The sequence below is a fragment of the Clostridium sp. CTA-19 genome (assembly GCF_054767855.1).
Window position 1 is genome coordinate 1 of the sequence record NZ_BAAABH010000036.1, and the last position, 16,709, is coordinate 16,709.

At 29.7% G+C, this 16,709-nt stretch carries 12 protein-coding genes and 1 tRNA gene; all 13 read left to right on the top strand.

All coding sequences use genetic code 11. From position 1 onward, the window contains the following. Positions 1–72: 72 nt before the first annotated feature. Positions 73–149, top strand: a tRNA-Met gene (locus ACYUE0_RS15205). 424 nt (positions 150–573) lie between these two features. Further along, on the top strand, positions 574–2,982 hold the full coding sequence (gene spoIIE, locus ACYUE0_RS15210) for a stage II sporulation protein E (protein ID WP_199870390.1): 2,409 nt from the start codon (positions 574–576) through the stop codon (positions 2,980–2,982). A gap of 796 nt (positions 2,983–3,778) precedes the next feature. After that, on the top strand, positions 3,779–5,161 hold the full coding sequence (gene tilS / locus ACYUE0_RS15215; RefSeq protein WP_460271322.1) for a tRNA lysidine(34) synthetase TilS: 1,383 nt from the start codon (positions 3,779–3,781) through the stop codon (positions 5,159–5,161). A gap of 8 nt (positions 5,162–5,169) precedes the next feature. Next, positions 5,170–5,709 (top strand): hypoxanthine phosphoribosyltransferase, encoded by a 540-nt coding sequence (hpt, locus tag ACYUE0_RS15220; RefSeq protein ID WP_199870388.1) that lies wholly within the window; start codon positions 5,170–5,172, stop codon positions 5,707–5,709. Between the two features lie 98 nt (positions 5,710–5,807). Continuing rightward, on the top strand, positions 5,808–7,766 hold the full coding sequence (ftsH, locus tag ACYUE0_RS15225) for an ATP-dependent zinc metalloprotease FtsH (protein WP_460271324.1): 1,959 nt from the start codon (positions 5,808–5,810) through the stop codon (positions 7,764–7,766). A 525-nt stretch (positions 7,767–8,291) separates the two neighbouring features. Then, entirely contained in the window at positions 8,292–9,956 is a 1,665-nt protein-coding gene (locus ACYUE0_RS15230; RefSeq protein WP_061996750.1) for a formate--tetrahydrofolate ligase, read from the top strand. A gap of 452 nt (positions 9,957–10,408) precedes the next feature. Beyond that, positions 10,409–11,893 carry an acyl-CoA carboxylase subunit beta gene (locus ACYUE0_RS15235; RefSeq protein ID WP_460271327.1) on the top strand — a complete coding sequence of 495 codons (1,485 nt, stop codon included), beginning with the start codon at positions 10,409–10,411 and terminating at the stop codon, positions 11,891–11,893. A 12-nt stretch (positions 11,894–11,905) separates the two neighbouring features. Beyond that, complete coding sequence (locus ACYUE0_RS15240; RefSeq protein ID WP_061996754.1) at positions 11,906–12,250, top strand: OadG family protein; 345 nt, start codon at positions 11,906–11,908, stop codon at positions 12,248–12,250. 26 nt (positions 12,251–12,276) lie between these two features. After that, the gene (locus ACYUE0_RS15245; protein ID WP_061996756.1) at positions 12,277–12,651 is read left to right on the top strand and encodes a biotin/lipoyl-containing protein; all 375 of its coding nucleotides are present in this window, start codon (positions 12,277–12,279) and stop codon (positions 12,649–12,651) included. Between the two features lie 18 nt (positions 12,652–12,669). After that, a complete protein-coding gene (locus ACYUE0_RS15250) occupies positions 12,670–13,806 on the top strand; it encodes a sodium ion-translocating decarboxylase subunit beta (protein WP_460271329.1) in 1,137 nt (378 codons plus the stop codon). A 501-nt stretch (positions 13,807–14,307) separates the two neighbouring features. Beyond that, a complete protein-coding gene (locus ACYUE0_RS15255) occupies positions 14,308–14,487 on the top strand; it encodes a hypothetical protein (RefSeq protein ID WP_061996468.1) in 180 nt (59 codons plus the stop codon). A gap of 189 nt (positions 14,488–14,676) precedes the next feature. Continuing rightward, positions 14,677–15,456 (top strand): type III pantothenate kinase, encoded by a 780-nt coding sequence (locus ACYUE0_RS15260; protein WP_199870383.1) that lies wholly within the window; start codon positions 14,677–14,679, stop codon positions 15,454–15,456. Between the two features lie 8 nt (positions 15,457–15,464). Then, on the top strand, positions 15,465–16,439 hold the full coding sequence (gene dusB, locus ACYUE0_RS15265) for a tRNA dihydrouridine synthase DusB (protein ID WP_199870382.1): 975 nt from the start codon (positions 15,465–15,467) through the stop codon (positions 16,437–16,439). Positions 16,440–16,709: the final 270 nt, after the last annotated feature.

Genomic DNA, 16,709 nt, shown 5'->3' on the forward strand with positions numbered 1-16,709 from the left:
GGAGCAGCTGGTAGCTCGTCGGGCTCATAACCCGAAGGTCACAGGTTCAAGTCCTGTCCCCGCAACCAACATGGCGGAATAGCTCAGCTGGCTAGAGCATTCGGTTCATACCCGAAGTGTCGTAGGTTCAAGTCCTATTTCCGCTACCAAAGACTCACTATATATAGTGAGTCTTTTTCGTTTTGAAGAATAAAATTAATATATAAAAATCTACAATAAAAACCTTCCAGGAAAATATTACCATAAATTTACTTTAAAAAAATTCATTTTACAAAGAGATTACACTTTATACGACACAAAAGTTATCCCCTATAAAAAAGACAAAAATGAAATATAGATAAAAAATAAATTTACAAAAATTGGATAAATCCCTCCATTAACATATTTACTATAAAAATATTAATAAATTATGTATGACATTAGGAATTATATAAAAGTACAATTAGGGAAAAAATGTCAGAAATAAATTACAAGTACCTACCAGTAATTGACATTTAATTCCAGAGACCTTTGCTATAATAAATTTATCGATTGAAACAAGGAATTATTAAATTAAGGGGTAGGTGGTTATAAATGCAATATGGAGCAGATATATTTCCATATAAAAGGATGAAAAAATCAAATAATAATAAAATTAAAGAGCAGGATGGAAGCAAGAGAATTTTTCTTAAAATTTCAGGGATGTTTCTAATCAGCTTGTTAATTAGTAGAACGATGATAATTAATAGTACTGCTCCATTTGGAATTGCATTTTTAATAGTAGTACTAAATAACGATGATTATAGACTTACATTAGCATCAGCCTTTGGAACAATAATGGGATATATAACTATGCAAAGTTATGTTAAAGACATAAGCATGTATTATGTTATTATTCCAAGTGTAGTTTTACTATCTTTATTATTGTCCCATATAGATTTAAGTGAAAAATATAAGAAAATAGTGACGTGGGCAGTTTTAACTATTGGAATGTTCTCCTACAATATTATAATTAATGAATTTGGTTTGGGAATGGCTGGAATTTCAACACTTACGAATTTATGCTGTATATTCCCAATATATTTTATTCTCCAGATAAGTGATATATGCTTTAAAGAATTAAAAACTAAACATCTTTTTAAAGATGAAGAAGTAGTATGTATGGCTATTTTGATATCTATAGTTATTGCAGGTACCTGGGGAGTAAAAATATTTGGTGTATCAGTGACTAATGTACTCGCCTTTACAGCAGTATTAGGTCTAAGCTATATTAGCGGAAGTGCTATAGCAGGAACCGTAGGACTAGCCATGGGGGCTATAATTGGAATGAGTAATCAAAATTTATTAATATATATAACCGTCTTAGGGATGGTAGGGCTTATTAGTGGAATTTTCAAAGAGGGTGGACGAGCCTTTGTGTCCTTATCATTTTTAGTTACATTCTTAATAGTTAAAGTATATTTAATAACATCATCATTTACAGATATTAGTAGCTTTGCTTTAATGGACGGAATATTAGCAATAGGAATATTCGCCCTGATGCCAGGGCGAGTTTATGATACTATAGGTTCTGAAATTAATTCAGAGAAAAAACGAATAAATTTAGACAGAAATTATTTAAATAATATAAAAAATATGTATTTGAATAAGCTTGATAATTTTTCAGATGTATTATCAAATATGTCTAATATCCTATCGGAATTAGTTGACAATGACAAGTTATTAATGACAAGTAAAAGTACTGAGTTAGTAGATAATTTAGCAGCACGTGTCTGCGGCGATTGTAATGCTAATTGTATATGTTGGAATAGAGAACATCATCTAACTTATAATGCTTTTTCTGAACTTATTGAAAATCAGCAGAAAAAATCTAATAGATTTCCTATGGAATTAGAAAGGAAGTGTTTAAAAAAAGGTGCTCTTATAAGAAATTCAGAGGATGTGGTTAATAAATATATAATAAGTGAGATGTGGAGAACTAGATTAAGTGAAGGAAGGGAGCTTTTAGCAAGTCAAATAAATAATATGGCCAAGTCAGTAGATGAATTAGTTCAAGAATTTAATGAAGAGCTTAAAAATGACGGAAAATTAGAAAGGGATATAATTAAGCTTTTAGATAAGAATAAAATATATTATGATGATGTATTTTGTATAAAAGATAAAAATGATAGGAGTGTTATAAGAATAACTGCAACACAATATGGTTCTTTACAAGTATATTCTAATAGAATTTTACCAATCATAGAGGAAGCTGCAGGAACTAATATGGTTGTAAATGAAGATGGTTGTTATATAAATTCTAATACAAATAGTTGTATTGCAGTTTTTGAAGAGGCACCTAATTTAAAAGTAGTTACCTATATGGCTAAGGCGAGTAAAGACGGATATACAGTTCATGGAGATAGCTATAGCTTTGGAAATACTAGTATAGGAAACTATATGATGCTAGTAAGCGATGGTATGGGGTCAGGTCCGCAAGCGGGTAGAGAAAGTGAAGCGGCAGTAGAATTGATTGAGAAGTTCATAAATGCTGGGTTTAGTAAGACTACAGCTATTAATACAGTTAATTCTATAATGACCTTGAAATTTTGTGAAGAAGAGAAATTCTCTACTATAGACTTAAGTACTATAGATTTATATAGTGGAGAAATAGATTTTATGAAAGTTGGTGCAGTAGCTAGTTTTATAAAATCTGATGATGTAGTAGATATAGTGAAATCTAAAAGTCTACCTATTGGAGTTTTAGATGAAGTTGATATAGATACTTATACAAGAAAGGTTAAACACGGTGATTTAGTAGTTATGCTGACAGATGGCGTGTCTGATGTTGAAGAGGCAGGAGGGATTGGTTGGATTTTAGATTATATGGGTAGACATGATGAGGATGTTGAAAATTTAGCAAGTGGAATAATAGAAGAAGCTAAAAGGCTTGGAAAAAATAAAGTGGGAGATGATATGACTGTTTTAGTATCAAAAGTATATAATCAATATAACGCAGGATAATATGTTATTCTCAGTATTAGACTAAGGTGTAAAATGAAGAAGTGTTAATAACATTTCTTCATTTTTTAAGTTAATATACAGTAAATTTATATATCTAACTAAAGCTATATTCAAGGTTCACAACCGTAACAAATTATATAATTGACAATGGACAGTTGACATTTGACAATTAAAAAAATTAAGGATTAAGAATTATGAATTAAGAATTCAGGAGGAAAGTGGCAACCACTTTCTGAAAATGATTTAAAAAATACGTTCAAAATTACTAAGAACGAAGTGACTAGTAATAACCGCAACTGTTAACTATTCACTCTTAACTCTTAACTAATAAAGTCTCATTTGTGATGGAGTTGAAATTTTGGTGAATTGCTTACTTGGATTTTGTTAGCAGAACTAGGTTTAAAAATACGTTTAGTATTACTAGGAACAAAGTGAGTAGTAATAACCACAACTCTTAACTAAATTAAGCTGTTAACTAGCAGTAAATATTAATTTGAAATTTTCTTATTTGATAAATGAATAATTTTAAAACTCAGATTAGAACCATAAAATGTTTACATAAATAAAAAAATAATTAATAAATAGTTTGTATTTAAAAATAATAGTTGTTAAAAAATCATTTAACATTTAATATTAATACGTAGATTACTTTTATAAAAACATAAGATAAATTAAAAAAATATGGTGAATAATGAATAATAATTTCATTATAATATTTGTTCTTTTTCTTTTATTAAATTATAATTTGTGATAATATGGTTAAATGAACATTGTAATAATAGGAAGTGATAATGTTTTGCAAAATATAGTTTTAAGTACAATAAATACTTATAGCATGATAAAAAATAATGATAAAATTTTAGTTGCGTTGTCAGGTGGACCAGACTCTATGGCATTACTACATGTTTTAGACTCCTTAAAAGATAAATTAAATGTAAAAATAGGAGCAGCTCATTTAAATCATCTTTTAAGAGGTGAAGATGCTAAAAATGATGAAAAAATATGTGAAAACTTTTGCAATGAAAGAAATATTGAGTTTCACGCTAGAAGAGTAGATATTGATGAAATGGCGAAATCTAAAGGAATATCTCATGAAATGGCTGGGAGAGAAGCAAGGTATAATTTTTTTCAGGAGTTAATGAATAAATGTGGGTATACTAAAGTAGCGATTGCTCATAATTTAAATGATCAAGCGGAAACTGTACTTATGAGAATGATGCGAGGTTCTGGCATAGAAGGATTGGTTGGAATAAAACCAGTTAGAGATGAAATTTTCATAAGACCACTAATAGAGACTTCAAGAAAAGAAATAGAGAAATACTGTGAAGATAGTAATTTAAAACCAGCTATAGATAAAACAAATTTTGAGAATATTTATGCTAGGAATAAAGTGAGATTAGAGTTAATTCCATATATAGAAGAACATTTTAATAAAGATATAATAAAAACTCTTAATAGAATGTCGAGGGTAATTAACGAAGATAATGATTTTGTTGAAGATTTTTCCAAGAAAATATTCAAAAAATATTGTTATAAAAAACAGGATAGAGTTATAATATATAAAGATGCATTTAGTGAGCATAAATCTATAGTTTCAAGAGTGTTAAGAATGGCTATAATGCAAGTAAAAGGCAATTTATATAACATAGAAAGTGGTCACATTAATGACATAATTAAATTGTATAATCACAATACTGGTAAAACCTTAATGTTACCAGAGGGAATAAGAGTTGACAATGTTTATAAAGATATACATATTTATGTATGTAATATAAAACAAAAAGATAATACCAACTTTAATCTAAAGCTAAATATAGATGAAAAAATATATTGTGATGAATTATCAAAATATATAACTTTAAAATCTATATATAATAAGAAAGATTTTAAAATGGAAAATAATAATATGATAAAATATTTCGATTTAGATAAAATTAAAGGTGATATTTCTATAAGATACAGAAAAAATGGAGATAAATTCTCAATGCTAGGAATGAAGGGGAGTAAAAAGATAAAAGATATTTTTATTGATTTTAAGATTCCTAGAGAAGAACGAGATTTTATTCCATTAATATGTTTCGATAATGAAATATCATGGATAGTTGGGTTTAGAGTAAGTGAGAAATTTAAAATTGATAGAAATACTAAAAATATTTTACGTATATCAATAGAAAGGTAGGTTAATTTATGGAGGCAGATATAAAAGAGGTATTAATATCAGAAGAAGAACTAAAGGCAAAAGTAAAAGAATTAGGGGCTCAGATAACTAAGGATTATAAAGGTAAAGATTTATTAGTATTAGGTATATTAAAAGGATCTGTTATGTTTATGTCTGATCTTTTAAGAGAAATAAAAACACCATGTTATATGGATTTTATGGCTGTATCTAGTTACGGTAATTCATCTGAAAGTTCAGGTATTGTAAAAATTATAAAGGATTTAGACTTTGAAGTTAAAGGAAAACATGTTTTAATAGTTGAAGACATAATTGATTCAGGAGTTACACTTAAGTATTTAATGAAATATTTAGCAGCAAGAAACCCTGAAAGTTTAGAAATAGCAAGTTTATTAAACAAACCAGAAAGAAGAAAAGAAGATGTTCATGCTAAATATTTAGGATACGATGTACCAGACGAATTTTTAGTTGGATATGGTCTTGATTATTCTGAAAGATATAGAAATTTACCTTACATAGGTATATTAAAAGAATCTGTTTACAAAAAGTAGTTAAAATGAATTTAATATGAATTCATATTGAACTCTTTATGATATAATAGTTATTAACTTAAAATTAAAACACTTTTAGAAAGAGAGGGGGGCCTTTAGTGAAGAAGTTTTCGAGTGCAACGGCCTGGTTATTAGTTTTAATTCTAGTAATTGTTTCAGCTTTTACACTTTATGATGGAAAAGGCAATGTTACGCAGTTAAATGCTATTCAATTTGAAACATACTGGAAAGATAGTAAAGTTAAAACAGCTCAAATGGATGAAGATAGGATGACAATAGTCGGTGAACTAAAAGATGGCACCAAATATGTTACCGCTTTACCAGAAAAAGCTTTTCTTGATTTAAAACAAGATTATGAGAATAAAGGATTAGAATCATTATCATTTACACCGCCACAAGAGGTTCCATTTTGGTTTACTATGTTACCAACATTCTTAATAATAATAATGTTAGTAGCATTTTGGGGAATGTTTATGCAACAATCTGGCGGAGGCGGTGGAAACCGTGGTGTCATGAACTTTGGAAAAAGTAAAGCTAAAATGGCAACACCAGATAAAAAGAAAGTTACATTTAAAGATGTAGCAGGTGAAGATGAGGAAAAAGAAGAACTAGCAGAAATAGTAGATTTTCTTAAAAGTCCTAAAAGATATATAGATGTAGGTGCAAGAATACCTAAAGGGGTACTTTTAGTTGGTCCTCCAGGAACAGGTAAAACATTACTTGCAAAAGCTGTAGCTGGAGAAGCTGGAGTTCCATTCTTTAGTATATCAGGATCAGATTTTGTTGAGATGTTTGTAGGTGTAGGTGCTTCAAGAGTAAGAGACTTATTTGAGCAAGCAAAGAAAAACTCACCATGTATAATTTTTATCGATGAGATTGATGCTGTTGGTAGACAAAGAGGAGCCGGTCTTGGTGGTGGTCATGATGAGAGAGAACAAACATTAAACCAATTACTAGTTGAAATGGACGGTTTTGGAGTTAATGAAGGAATTATCATGATAGCAGCAACAAACAGACCAGACATACTAGACCCAGCATTATTAAGACCTGGTAGATTTGACAGACAAATAGTTGTTGGAGTACCAGATGTAAAGGGTAGAGAAGAAGTCTTAAAAGTTCACTCTAGAAATAAGCCATTAGGCGAAGATGTTGATTTAAAGGTATTAGCAAAAAGAACTCCTGGATTTACTGGAGCAGACTTAGAAAACTTAATGAATGAGGCTGCATTATTAACAGTAAGAGGAAATAAAAAAGTTATAACAATGGAAGAGCTTGAAGAAGCTATTACAAGAGTAATTGCAGGTCCAGAGAAGAAATCTAGAGTAATAAGTGAAAAAGATAAGAGATTAACAGCTTATCATGAAGCTGGTCACGCAGTTGTTTCAAAATATCTTCCAAATTCATATGCAGTACATGAAATAAGTATAATTCCAAGAGGAATGGCTGGCGGATACACTCTTCACTTACCAGATGAAGATACAAGTTACACATCACGTTCTAAGTTAAAAGACGAGATGGTTGGTCTTTTAGGAGGAAGAGTTGCAGAGGCTATAATACTTAAAGAAATAAGTACTGGAGCTAAAAATGATATTGATAGAACAAGTTCTATAGCTAAGAAAATGGTTATGGAATATGGTATGAGTGATAAATTAGGTCCTATATCATATGGTAAAGAACAAGGTGAAGTTTTCTTAGGAAGAGATATTGGTCATTCAAGAGATTTCTCAGAAGAAGTTGCATCATTAATAGATCAAGAAATAAGAGATTTAGTTGATGAAGCTTATGTTAGAGCTAAAACAATATTAACTGAGAACGTTGATAAGTTACATGCAGTTGCTATGGCTCTTATGGAAAAAGAAAAGCTTACAGCTGAGGAATTCAACTTAATTATGGATGGCAAAAGTTTAGATGAATTAGAAGAAAAAGCTGAAAGTGAAAATAAATCTTTAGAAGAAGAAAAGTCTATAGATGTAGTAGAAAATACTGTGGAAAATGAAATTTCAGAGGAAAATGAAACTACAATAGATAAGGCTGATATTATAGATAAAGAAGATTAGAAAAAGAAGGGCAAAAGGCCCTTCTTTTTATTTGCGAACTATATATAAAAAAATAGTGAAAAAATACGCCATATATCGTATAATGTTATTAAAGATAGAAATAAGATACGCAAAACAAAATAACTAAATTATATATTTACAATTAATTTACAAATATTTCATTTTCAGTAGAATATAAAATAATAATATATAGGTATACAACTATAGGATTATAGAATAACATTTAAAACTAAGAGATATAAACCGATTAAATATACTAACAATGAAATTTTATTTAGAAACATAATTAAAATTTTTAGTAGGTATAACATTTAATGTTATTTAGTGATACAATTTAATAATAATTAGTTAAACGTATAGTGAAATAAGCTTGAACTTCAATTAAAAAATCAAATCCGAATGTTCATTATATAGTTTATTATCATTATTTTAGAATATAAAGTCATATGAATATAAGATATAGAATATGATTTTATATTTCTGTATTAAATTTTTAGGTGAAAATTTAAAGGGGGTTTTATAATTATGATGACAGATATTGAAATTGCACAAAGCGCTAAAATGCTACCTATTGTTGATGTAGCTAAAAAAGTAGGATTATCAGAGGACGATATAGAGCTTTATGGTAAATATAAAGCAAAGGTATCTTTAGACGTTTTAAAGAAAAATAATAAGGACGGTAAGTTGATATTAGTTACTGCTATTAATCCAACACCAGCAGGAGAAGGAAAGTCAACAGTTACAATAGGATTAGGTCAAGCTTTATGTAAAATGCAAAAGAATGCAGTTATTGCATTAAGAGAGCCTTCTTTAGGACCAGTTTTTGGAGTTAAAGGGGGAGCAGCTGGTGGTGGTTATGCACAGGTTGTTCCAATGGAAGATATAAACTTACACTTTACAGGGGATATGCACGCTATAACAACAGCAAATAACCTTTTAAGTGCAGCTATAGATAACCATATTCATCAAGGAAATTCATTAAAAATAGATTCAAGAAAGATACTTTTCAAAAGAGTATTGGATATGAATGATAGAGCATTAAGAAAAGTTATTGTTGGTCTAGGTGGAACTGCAAATGGATTTACAAGAGAAGATGGATTTACTATAACTGTTGCTTCAGAAATAATGGCAATATTATGTTTATCAAATGATTTGATGGATTTAAAAGAGAGATTTGGAAACATATTAGTAGCTTATAATACAGATGGAGAGCCTGTATATTGTAAAGATTTAAAAGTAAATGGTGCTATGGCTATGCTTATGAAAGATGCTATAAAACCAAACTTAGTTCAAACTTTAGATAATACACCAGCTATAATACATGGTGGACCATTTGCTAATATTGCTCATGGATGCAATAGTATATTAGCTACAAAAATGGCTTTAAAATTAGGTGACTATGCAATAACAGAAGCTGGTTTTGGAGCTGATTTAGGAGCTGAAAAATTCTTTGACATAAAATGTAGATATGGAAGTTTAAATCCAAGTGCTGTAGTTTTAGTAGCTACTATTAGAGCTTTAAAACATCATGGTGGAGTAAAAAAGGAAAATTTAAATATTTCTAATGTAGAAGCCCTATCTAAAGGTATAGAAAACTTAGAAAAACAAATAGAAAATGTTCAAAAATTTGGCGTGCCTGTAGTTGTGGCAATAAACAAATTTATAACTGATAGCAATGAAGAAGTTGAATTTATAAAAGACTTCTGCAATAAAAAAGGCGTAGAAGTATCTTTAACTGAAGTTTGGGAAAAAGGCGCAGATGGTGGATTAGATCTTGCTGAAAAGATAGTGAAAACTATAGAAGAAAGTGAAAGTAATTTTAAAGTATTGTATGATGAAAAGCTTTCTGTAAAAGAAAAGATTGAAACTATTGCCAAAGAAATATATGGAGCTGATGGAGTAGAATTTGTTCCAGCGGTAAAAAAACAAATAGCTCAAATAGAAAAAATAGGTGCAGATAAATTACCTATATGTGTAGCTAAAACACAAAATTCTTTATCAGATAATGGAAGTCTTTTAGGAAGACCAAGAGGATTTAAAATTACAGTTAAAGAAGTTAGATTATCAAATGGTGCAGGATTTATAGTAGCACTTACAGGTAATATAATGACAATGCCAGGATTACCTAAAGTTCCTGCAGCAGAAAAAATAGATATAAGAGAAGATGGAGTAATAGAAGGATTATTTTAATGAATAATTTGAAATATGAATTTTAAGATTTAAGAATCATTCTAAATGAACAAATAAATTATTAAGAAACCCACTATAAATTGAAAAATTTATAATGGGTTTTGTTGTTTTAAAATATATGGAAACAAGCTTTCATTTAAATTTATTCAATAACTTTAAAATATTTTCATACAAAATGTAGTGTTGAATTTCAAGTGATTTGGAGCATATATCACTATGATTGAATTTTATCTCTTTGTCTCGTGACAAATAGTTTTCTATATTTAATTTAGTATTTATTTTCATATGCCTAAAAAAGACAGATTTACAGTTAAGAGTTGCAAATTTTAAGTCTTTTTTTTCAATACACAGAAAAATGAAATAAAACTTGCACATTTGGTGTACAATCTGAATTTTTTGTGATATTATTGTTGTTGGGTAACATGAGTATTTGAAAGTCAGGAGGCAATGAGATGGATAAACTTGATGTATTTGATGAAGTTATGCATAAAGCACACCAAGGTGGTGGCAAAGAAAAAGTTGATATGCAACACAACTTAAAGAAACTAACTGCTAGAGAAAGAATTTTATCTATACTAGATAATGGCTCTTTTATAGAAGTTGGTGGGTTAATTAAAAAGAATGGTTCAGGGGTTATAGCAGGTCATGGAACTATAAATGGCAGGTTAGTATATATTTATGCAGAAGATTATACTGTAGATGGTGCTACATTTAATAGGTTTGCGGCAGAAAAAATCTGCAATATAATGGACAAGGCTGCACAATGTGGTGCACCAATAATTAAAGTTTTTGATTCTATTGGTGGAAATATATCACAAGGAGTTGAACTTTTATCTTCTTATGGAAAGGTTTTAAGAAAAACTTCAAAATTAAATGGGGTTGTTCCACAAATAGCTATAGTAGCTGGACCATGTAATGGTATTATGGCTGCTAATGCAACATTAAGTGATTTTGTTGTGGTAATTGAAGGATTATCAGAACTAAGTGTAAATACAAATGATTCATTAAGAGTAGCAGAAAGCAATTATATAGATAATAAATTATTTAATAGTGAAAAAAGTATTAAAAGTGGAAATGCTAACTTTGTTGCAAAAACAGAGGAAGAAGCATTAAATATCACAAGGAAAATACTTGAATTTATACCATCTAATAGCTTAGAAATGGCACCGTTATCTTGTGAAGATAATAATTTAAATGATAAAAAAGATAATTTGAATAAAGCAGCTATAGATGAAACTTTTAATGGAGAATTAGTTGTAAATACAATTGCAGATGAAGGCTCTACTTTAGAAGTTAACAAAAATTTAGAGTCTGCAATAAAAACTTATTTAATTAAATTGAATGGATTAACAGTTGGGGTTATGGCTAATGGCAATGAAAAGAGCAAATTAGATAGAAAACTTTCAACTAAAGTGTGTAGATTTGTAAGAATATGTGATAGTTTTAACATACCAATATTAAGTATTGTTGATACTTTAGGATTTGAAGCAAATCTAGAAGAAGAGATAAATGGAGTAGCTAGTGACGTAGGTACTATGATATATGCATTATCTGATTCAACCGTTCCAAAAGTGTCATTAGTTATAGGTGAAGCTTATGGCGCTGGTTATTTATCTTTAGCAAGTAAGGATGCTGCTTTTGATGTAGGTTTAGCTTGGCCAACAGCAAAAATAGCTCTAACCAATCCAAAGAATCAAATAAAAAATAAATATATAGAAGAAATAATTAATGCAGAAAATAAAGAAGCTAAAGAAGCTGAATTAATAAAAGAGCATATAAATGAATATGCAGACCCATATTTAGCAGCAGAAGTTGGATTAATAGATAGTATTATTAAACCAAGCGAAACTAAACAAATGGTATTTGCTATGTTAGATATGTTACAAAGCAAAAGAGAGTTAAGCTACCCTAAGAAACATGGAAAAAATCTACTTTAGGGAGGTAAGAATATGACAGGAAGTGTATTAGAGAAATTTATTTTTGCAGTAGGTGTATCGGTAGTTGCTATGCTTATAGTTTTTGCGGTGCTAATTATACTTATGTTTATAATAAAATTTCAAAACAGCATTTTTGAAAAAAGAAATGCTAAAAATATAGAAAAAGAAAAGCCTGAAGATACTGTTATTGTAACGAAAGTTGAAGAAAGTGAAGAAGTTGAACTTCAAGACGACTCAGAGATTGTGGCAGCTATAATTGGGGCTTTATCACTTCAATTAGATGTTCCAACTTCTGGTTTAAACATAAGAAGTATCAAAAGGGTATCAAATTCTAATTGGAATAATAATTCAAGGTAGAACTTGTTAAGGAGGAATTGTTTATTATGAAAAGATATAATGTAACTGTTAATGGAAATGTTTATCAAGTTGAGGTAGAAGAAGTAAAAGGAGAATTTACATCAGCACCACAACCAACTAATACAGTAGTGAAAACTGCACCAAAAGTTAAGGAGACTCCAGTAGTAGAAAACAAATCAGCTGCTCAAGGAGAAAAACTGGAAAGTCCAATGCCAGGAACTATCGTAAAAATAAATGCTGTAGAAGGCGCTAAAGTGAAAAAAGGTGATGTTTTATTTGTTTTAGAAGCAATGAAAATGGAAAATGAGATTATGGCACCAGTAGATGGTACTGTTGCAAAGGTTAGTGTACCAAAAGGAGCAGCTGTAAACACAGGAGATATATTAGCTGTTATTGGATAGTAAAAGGAGGCAAAATAAATGAATATTTTACAAGTGTTACAAGAACTATTAGCTTCCTCTGGATTTGCAGCAATAACTTGGAAAGAGATAGTTATGCTTGCAGTAGCTTGCTTGTTAATATATTTAGCTATAGCTAAAGAGTTTGAGCCATTATTATTATTACCAATAGCATTTGGTATGTTATTAACAAACTTACCATTAGCAGATATAATGGCAGAACCATCAGCTGGAGCGGCTGGAGGACTTCTTTATTATTTATCTAAAGGAGTTAAATGGGAAATATTCCCGCCATTAATTTTCTTGGGCGTAGGAGCTATGACGGACTTTGGTCCATTACTTGCTAATCCATCTAGTGTACTTATGGGAGCAGGAGCTCAATTTGGAGTATTCTTTGCATTTATAGTAGCTATGGTTTTAGGATTTACACCACAAGAGGCGGCATCAATTGGAATAATTGGAGGAGCGGATGGTCCAACGGCTATATTCTTAACTAATAAATTGGCACCGCACTTATTGGGGCCTATAGCTGTTGCTGCTTATTCATATATGGCGTTAGTACCTATGATTCAACCACCTATAATGAAGGCTTTAACAACAGATAAGGAAAGAACTATAAAAATGGGAGGATTAAGACAAGTATCTAAAACAGAAAAAGTTATATTCCCAATAGTTGTTGCTATATTAGTAATATTGTTCTTACCTTCATTAAAGTCACTTGTAGGTATGTTAATGCTTGGAAATTTATTTAAAGAATCAGGAGTTGTTGGAAGGCTTACAGATACAGCTCAAAATGCTTTAATAAACATAATTACTATATTTTTAGGTTTATCTGTTGGAGCTACAGCTAAAGCAGAAGTTTTCTTAACACCAAAGACTATAGGAATAGTAATTTTAGGAGTTGTAGCATTCTCGGTTGCAACTGCATCAGGAGTTTTAATAGGAAAACTAATGTGTAAAATTACAAAGGGAAAAATAAATCCACTTATAGGTTCAGCAGGAGTTTCAGCAGTTCCAATGGCTGCTAGAGTTTCACAAGTAGTTGGACAAGAGTATGATCCAACAAACTTCTTATTAATGTATGCAATGGGACCTAATGTTGCAGGAGTAATCGGTAGTGCTGTTGCAGCAGGAGTATTGCTATCGATATTTGGATAGTGATTAAAATATAATATAATGTAGTAATAAATTTTAAATAGAGTGCCTTAAAATGATTTTTATCATAAAATGGCACTCTTTATTAATTTTTTGTATAGAAGTATAAGGTTCTAAAATAAATTTTAAACTTATGAATTTATCAAATAAGAAAATTTAAGATTAATATAATACTAATATTTGACAGCTTATTTTAGTTAAGAGTTAAGAATTAAGAGTGAATAGTTATGGTTATTACTACTCACTTCGTTCCTAGTAATTCTCAACGTATTTTTTTATAAATTTGCAAAGCAAATTATAGTATTAGGTTAAAAGAAACTGGATTCCAGTTTCATCCTAAACTATTAACTCTTACCTGTTAACTATTAACTAGCTATAGTTGTACTTATTTTTTAACTGATAACAAAAAATTGATGTATGAAATTAAGTTTGAGATTGTATTCTTATATATAATAAGTATACTCCTTTTTATTATTGAGAATAATATTAAAAAGGAGTGGTTATATGCTATTTCAAAATAAAGAAGATATTATTGACGTTATAGATAAAGAAAAAAACCTTGTAAAAAAGTATAAAAGATATTTAGATAGTTCAACTAATCCGCAATCTATAAGTGTTTTAAATGAATTAATAGATAAGCATAGTACTCACTTAGAGACGCTAAATAAGTTTTTAAATGGATAAAAACTTAGGAATAGAAAAACTAAGAAAAACATTCATTTAGCTATTAGAGAGAGCTGAGGTAAAGAATTTAGGCTACTTGACAAAATATATTAACTTGTTAAAATTAAATTATTATTTTATAATGTTTTTATTAGTAGATTCTATAAAGCAGCTGGCAAGGCTGCTTTTAATTGTATAGAGGTGAATTTTATGGTTTTTGTATTGGATGTTGGAAACACTAATATAGTATTGGGCATATATAAAGATAAGAAACTTATGGTTGATTGGAGATTATCTACCGATCATAAAAGAAGTTCTGATGAGTATGGAATACAGGTTAGGCAATTATTTGAGCAAAATAATATTAAAGCTTCGGATATTGAAGGAATAATAATTTCTTCTGTTGTACCTAATATAATGTATTCATTAGAACATATGATTAGAAAATATTTTAATCAAAACCCTATAGTTGTAGGACCAGGGGTTAAAACAGGAATAAACATAAAATATGATAATCCTAAGGAAGTTGGAGCAGATAGAATTGTTAATGCGGTGGCAGCCTTTGAAACTTATAAAAAATCTATGATAATAATAGACTTTGGAACGGCTACTACATTTTGCGCTATAACTAAAAATGGAGATTATTTAGGTGGAACTATTTGTCCAGGTATAAAAATTTCATCTGATGCTTTATTTGAAAGAGCAGCAAAGCTTCCAAGGGTTGAGCTTGTAAAACCAGATACAGTAATTTGTAAAAATACAGTAGCAAGTATGCAAGCTGGAATTGTATGTGGTTATGTAGGGCAAGTGGACTATATAGTTGATAAAATGAAAAAAGAGATGATGGCTAAAGGAGAGGAAGATCCAATTGTAATAGCAACTGGAGGACTTGCTACATTAATAGCACAAGATTCTCAAACAATAGATAAAGTTGAACCATTTTTAACATTAGATGGGTTAAGAATGATATATGAAAAGAATAAAGAATAGGTGATGCAATGAAAATATCAAACCTTGAATTTGAAAACAATGTATTTTTAGCCCCAATGGCAGGAGTTACTGACATTGCATATAGAGGTATATGTAAAGAGATGGGGTGTGGGTTAGTTTATACTGAAATGGTTAGTGCAAAAGGTTTATTTTATGGTAGTAGGAATACAGATGTTCTTATGAGGACGTCAGAGGAAGAAAGACCAGTTGCTATTCAGATTTTCGGTAGTGATCCTAAAATAATGGCTCATGCTTGTGAAGTATTTAATGAGAGAGAAGATATTTCTATAGTTGATGTGAATATGGGATGTCCTGTACCTAAAATAGTCAAAAACGGAGAAGGTTCTGCGTTGATGAAAGATCCTAAGCTTGCATCTGAGATTATTAGAGAGATGAAAAAGGCAAGTAATAAGCCAGTAACAGTAAAGTTTAGAAAAGGGTTTGATGAGGATAATATAAATGCAGTAGAATTTGCAAAGTATGTAGAAGATGCAGGTGTTGACGCTATTGCTATTCATGGAAGAACTAGAGCTCAAATGTATAACGGAAATGCAGATTGGGATATAATAGGAAAAGTAAAAGAAGCAGTTAGCATTCCGGTTATAGGAAATGGAGATGTATTTTCTTATGAAGATGCATTAAAAATGAAAGAAATAACTAATTGTGATGGTATAATGGTAGCTAGAGGAGCTATGGGAAATCCTTGGATATTTAGAGAAATACAAAATGCTTTTAGTAAAAATGAGGTGTTAAAACCTACAGATTTAGAAAAAGTTGAAATGTGCATAAGGCATCTAGATTTAGCTGTGAAATATTTTGAAGAAATAAAGGCGATAAGAGAGATGCGAAAACATATAGCTTGGTACATAAAAGGGTTAAGGTATTGTACAGACATAAAAGATAAAGTGAATTGTATGACTAAATATGAAGAACTTAGAGAGCTATTAATTGAATATAAAAATGTCTTTGTGGATAGGATATAAAAAATATGCCAAAACCCTATATTAATTAGTAATATCCTTTTATTGACACAATTATATTACTGATTTATAATAACTTAAAGTATTAAACCGTGTAAGGCATCTTCAAAAAAATAAATAAGTCAGAATGATCGTCTATTTTGTGTTATACTGCGTCAACAGAACCCTTAGATAGTGCTACTATCTGTGGAACCTGTTTCCTTGTCTAACTCAAAATATACTTCCCATCTTTGACTTATTATTTAGTTTCAGATGCCTAAAACAAATTATTTT

What these genes read in the sequence shown, in the direction of transcription:
- spoIIE (WP_199870390.1), top strand. Translation starts at nt 574, where the DNA reads ATGCAATATGGAGCAGATATATTTCCATATAAAAGGATGAAAAAATCA.
- hpt (WP_199870388.1), top strand. Translation starts at nt 5,170, where the DNA reads ATGGAGGCAGATATAAAAGAGGTATTAATATCAGAAGAAGAACTAAAG.
- ACYUE0_RS15230 (WP_061996750.1), top strand. Translation starts at nt 8,292, where the DNA reads ATGATGACAGATATTGAAATTGCACAAAGCGCTAAAATGCTACCTATT.
- ACYUE0_RS15235 (WP_460271327.1), top strand. Translation starts at nt 10,409, where the DNA reads ATGGATAAACTTGATGTATTTGATGAAGTTATGCATAAAGCACACCAA.
- ACYUE0_RS15240 (WP_061996754.1), top strand. Translation starts at nt 11,906, where the DNA reads ATGACAGGAAGTGTATTAGAGAAATTTATTTTTGCAGTAGGTGTATCG.
- ACYUE0_RS15245 (WP_061996756.1), top strand. Translation starts at nt 12,277, where the DNA reads ATGAAAAGATATAATGTAACTGTTAATGGAAATGTTTATCAAGTTGAG.
- ACYUE0_RS15250 (WP_460271329.1), top strand. Translation starts at nt 12,670, where the DNA reads ATGAATATTTTACAAGTGTTACAAGAACTATTAGCTTCCTCTGGATTT.
- ACYUE0_RS15255 (WP_061996468.1), top strand. Translation starts at nt 14,308, where the DNA reads ATGCTATTTCAAAATAAAGAAGATATTATTGACGTTATAGATAAAGAA.
- ACYUE0_RS15260 (WP_199870383.1), top strand. Translation starts at nt 14,677, where the DNA reads ATGGTTTTTGTATTGGATGTTGGAAACACTAATATAGTATTGGGCATA.
- dusB (WP_199870382.1), top strand. Translation starts at nt 15,465, where the DNA reads ATGAAAATATCAAACCTTGAATTTGAAAACAATGTATTTTTAGCCCCA.